Here is a 3,581-nt window from a genome sequence, read left to right on the forward strand (position 1 = left end):
AACTTATTATTTTATAATAAAATATTAAGATTTCAAATAGGAAATACTATAATTGAAGCAAAAAATTATGCATTGGTATATTAAATCAAAAAATAAAAGTGGGAGATGATGTGTTAAATGGATGCTGTAAGAGCACAACAGATTCTAAAATCCGATCAGATTGTTGAAGTGCTGCATGAAGGCGCACCGGTATGGATAGAAAAGGTAATGGACAATAATATGGCACATGTTTCCTATATAAAAACAAAGGAGGAAAAAGACGTACCTTTATATATGCTGGTGGAAAAAGAATTGCCGAAAAACAGTCTGTAGGAATCCTATGATGGCCGATTCTTTTCTATATAATTATTAACTTCATAATTATTTGCCTCCCCCTCAAAAATTTTTGTTGACATTATTTTAATATAGTATTATAATGATAATAACAAAACAATAATAACACTGTAAAATATCTGACATAGCTATATCAACAAAGAAGAGGGGGAATTTTTTATGAAAATCCTGGCAAGAAATGAATTTTTGCAAAAGAGCAACGAGACTATAATATCGATTTTGGATATGCTTGAAAACCTGCCTGTTGTAAAACTTGATGAAATCGAAGCCGACAAGGCTGTTTTGGTTATTATCGATATGACAAACGGTTTTGCAAAAGAAGGGGCGCTAAAAAGCGATGCCGTCAAAGAACTAATACCTAAAATTTGTGAACTTGGCGAAATTTGCAATAAGTTTAAAATTCCAAAGATTGCCTTTGCAGACTGCCATACCGATGAGTCGCCGGAGTTTGATGCATATCCCAAGCATTGCCTAAAGGGGACGGCGGAAAGCGAGATAGTGGATGAAATAAAAAATATCGGCGGATATACTCTAATCGAAAAAAATTCTACCAACGGGTTTCTTGAAGAAGCTTTCAGAAACTGGCTTTTAGCAAACCCGGATATCGATACCTTCATATTGACCGGCGATTGTACCGATATTTGCGTACAGCAGTTTGCGATTACACTTAAAGCATACTTTAACATGAAAAACAAAAGAGCAAGAGTTATTGTTCCGCTAAATGCAGTTGACACCTATGATCTGGGGCTGCACGACAGAAACTTGATGAATGTCATGGCGGCATACAATATGATTATCAATGGGGTCGAAGTTGTACAGGATGTTATTGGATAGGGGGATTAATAATGAAAAAAATCAATTGGAATCAGAATGAAAACTTGAGCATGCTGACAGACTTTTATGAGCTGACAATGGCAAACGGTTATTTTGAAAACGGACTTAGAGACAAAATTGCCTACTTTGATATGTTTTTCAGAAGGGTACCGGAAAACGGCGGGTTTGCCATAATGGCCGGATTGGCTCAAGTCATTGAATATATAAAGAGTCTTAAGTTTGAGGATGACGATATTGAATTTTTAAGAAGCAAGGGTATCTTTAGTGAGGAATTTTTAAAGTATCTTAAAGAAATGGAGTTTTGCTGCGATATATGGTCAATACCTGAAGGAACTCCGATTTTCCCCAATGAACCTATAATAACGGTAAGAGGGCCGATTATTCAGGCACAGTTTATAGAAACAATGATTTTGCTTACCGTTAACCACCAGAGTCTCATAGCCACTAAAGCCAACAGAATTGTCAGGGCGGCGCAGGGAAGAGCCGTACTTGAATTCGGCACCAGAAGAGCTCAAGGTTATGACGGGGCTGTACTTGGGGCAAGGGCGGCATATATAGGGGGATGTGCCGGTACGGCATGTGCCATAGCGGATAAGGAGTTCGGCGTGCCTGCATCGGGAACAATGGCTCACAGCTGGGTTCAGCTCTTCCCTACGGAGCTTGATGCTTTCAGAGCTTATGCAAGAGTGTATCCCGACAACTGCCTTCTTCTTGTGGACACATATAATGTGTTAAAATCGGGAGTACCGAATGCCATAAAAGTATTTCAGGAGGAAGTTGTAACAAGGGGATTTAGGCCCAAGGGTATAAGAATAGATTCGGGGGATATTGCATATCTTTCAAAGGAAGCAAGAAAAATGCTTGACGAAGCGGGATTTGCCGATTGTAAGATTGTTGCATCCAATTCTCTTGATGAATATATAATAAGGGATATTTTGCTGCAAGGGGCCCAGGTTGATATTTTCGGTGTGGGAGAAAGGCTTATAACATCGAAAAACGAGCCTGTTTTCGGAGGTGTGTATAAGCTTGTGGCAGTTGAAGAAAACGGAAATGTTGTTCCGAAAATAAAGATGAGCGAGAATGTGGTAAAAATAACAAACCCCGGATACAAGAAGGTTTACAGGTTGTTTGAAAGAAAGAATAACAAGGCAATTGCAGATGTCATCGTAAATGCCGGCGAGATTATTGACGACAGCAAGCCCTATGAAATTTTTGATCCTGAGCATACTTGGAAGAGGAAGACTTTGACAGATTTTTACGCAAAGGAGCTCCAAGTTCAGATCTTCGATAAGGGAAAATGCGTATATGAAGTACCCGAAATAAATGAAATTAGGAATTACTGCATAGAACAGATCAATACCCTTTGGGATGAAGTGCTCAGATTTGAAAACCCGCACAAATATTATGTAGACTTAAGTGAAGAACTGTGGAATATAAAGAATAAGCTGCTTAAGGAGTATACATTGCAATAAAAAAATGACTCTCTGTGAAAAAACACTAAAATTAATCAAATTTTTTATATAATTTTTCTCAGATAATTGAGGAGGAAATCGAGCTGCCGGGTCGTATTATTATATATATAATATGCAATAGTAAATTTTTCTAACATCATATGATAAAAGCAACTCATAAATTGCATTTTATATTTAACAGGTCATCTTTAGTTTTCATCACAGGTACTCATACCGGCAGTTCGAATATTTATTGTTGCTGGAGTTTGAAGGGCAACTCCATTCTATTAAGGAGTGCAAAAAATGGATGTTAAAAATGCCTTTATTGAAACGACAATGGAAGTATTGTCCGGATTTGGGCTTCCTCCCGTGTTTGCCGAAAAGGATGAGAAGGAAAGCCGGATTCAAGCAGGGGATGTAAATGTCGTTATGGGTGTAAATGGTGCGCTAAGCGGCAATTTAATCGTGACGGCAAACAAAGAATCTGCTTTGTTTATATCATCGGCCATGCTGGGAGGAATGAAATTTGAGGAAGTTAATGACATGGTAAAAAGTGCAATGGGCGAATTGCTTAATATAATTGCCGGAAATGCATTTAGCAGAGTAGATATAAAGTCGGTAATTTATATTTCTACACCAGCATTGGTTATCGGGGAGGGAATTTCTATTTTGCTTCAAAGGTCCGGCACAAACAAGTTGATTTTTGATGTGGTTGGACAATCTATGGATATTTTGATTAATATTGAATAGTTTTTGGTTGATCTTACCTTAATTCTGTTTTTTAGGATGCAATGGCAATACACAACCAATATATACCTTATTCCCTCTTTGTGATAGCAGCGGAGCCTGTATAAAGATTAATCTTTATGCAGGCTCCGCTGTTTTGCCGGGTTTTTTATGTGAAAAACTTTTGCCGTGCCATTCGGATATCATTGGCGGACGATGAATAATTCTCTATTGGAG

At 37.9% G+C, this 3,581-nt stretch carries 4 protein-coding genes; all 4 read left to right on the top strand.

The annotated features are described in order from the left end of the window. Nucleotides 1-117 precede the first annotated feature (117 nt). Nucleotides 118-312 (top strand): H-type small acid-soluble spore protein, encoded by a 195-nt coding sequence (locus PLH43_RS13255; protein WP_324363901.1) that lies wholly within the window; start codon nucleotides 118-120, stop codon nucleotides 310-312. A 180-nt stretch (nucleotides 313-492) separates the two neighbouring features. After that, nucleotides 493-1,167, top strand: coding sequence for an isochorismatase family cysteine hydrolase (locus PLH43_RS13260; protein WP_324363903.1), 675 nt, complete (start codon nucleotides 493-495; stop codon nucleotides 1,165-1,167). A gap of 11 nt (nucleotides 1,168-1,178) precedes the next feature. Continuing rightward, nucleotides 1,179-2,639 (top strand): nicotinate phosphoribosyltransferase, encoded by a 1,461-nt coding sequence (locus tag PLH43_RS13265; protein ID WP_324363905.1) that lies wholly within the window; start codon nucleotides 1,179-1,181, stop codon nucleotides 2,637-2,639. A gap of 282 nt (nucleotides 2,640-2,921) precedes the next feature. Then, entirely contained in the window at nucleotides 2,922-3,368 is a 447-nt protein-coding gene (locus PLH43_RS13270) for a chemotaxis protein CheX (RefSeq protein ID WP_324363907.1), read from the top strand. The last annotated feature ends 213 nt before the right edge of the window (nucleotides 3,369-3,581 follow it).

The sequence above is a fragment of the Acetivibrio sp. genome (assembly GCF_035371925.1).
Classification (GTDB): domain Bacteria; phylum Bacillota; class Clostridia; order Acetivibrionales; family Acetivibrionaceae; genus Hungateiclostridium.

Coding starts and splice junctions, on each gene's coding strand:
- PLH43_RS13270 (WP_324363907.1), top strand. CDS start 2,922: ATGGATGTTAAAAATGCCTTTATTGAAACGACAATGGAAGTATTGTCC.
- PLH43_RS13260 (WP_324363903.1), top strand. CDS start 493: ATGAAAATCCTGGCAAGAAATGAATTTTTGCAAAAGAGCAACGAGACT.
- PLH43_RS13265 (WP_324363905.1), top strand. CDS start 1,179: ATGAAAAAAATCAATTGGAATCAGAATGAAAACTTGAGCATGCTGACA.
- PLH43_RS13255 (WP_324363901.1), top strand. CDS start 118: ATGGATGCTGTAAGAGCACAACAGATTCTAAAATCCGATCAGATTGTT.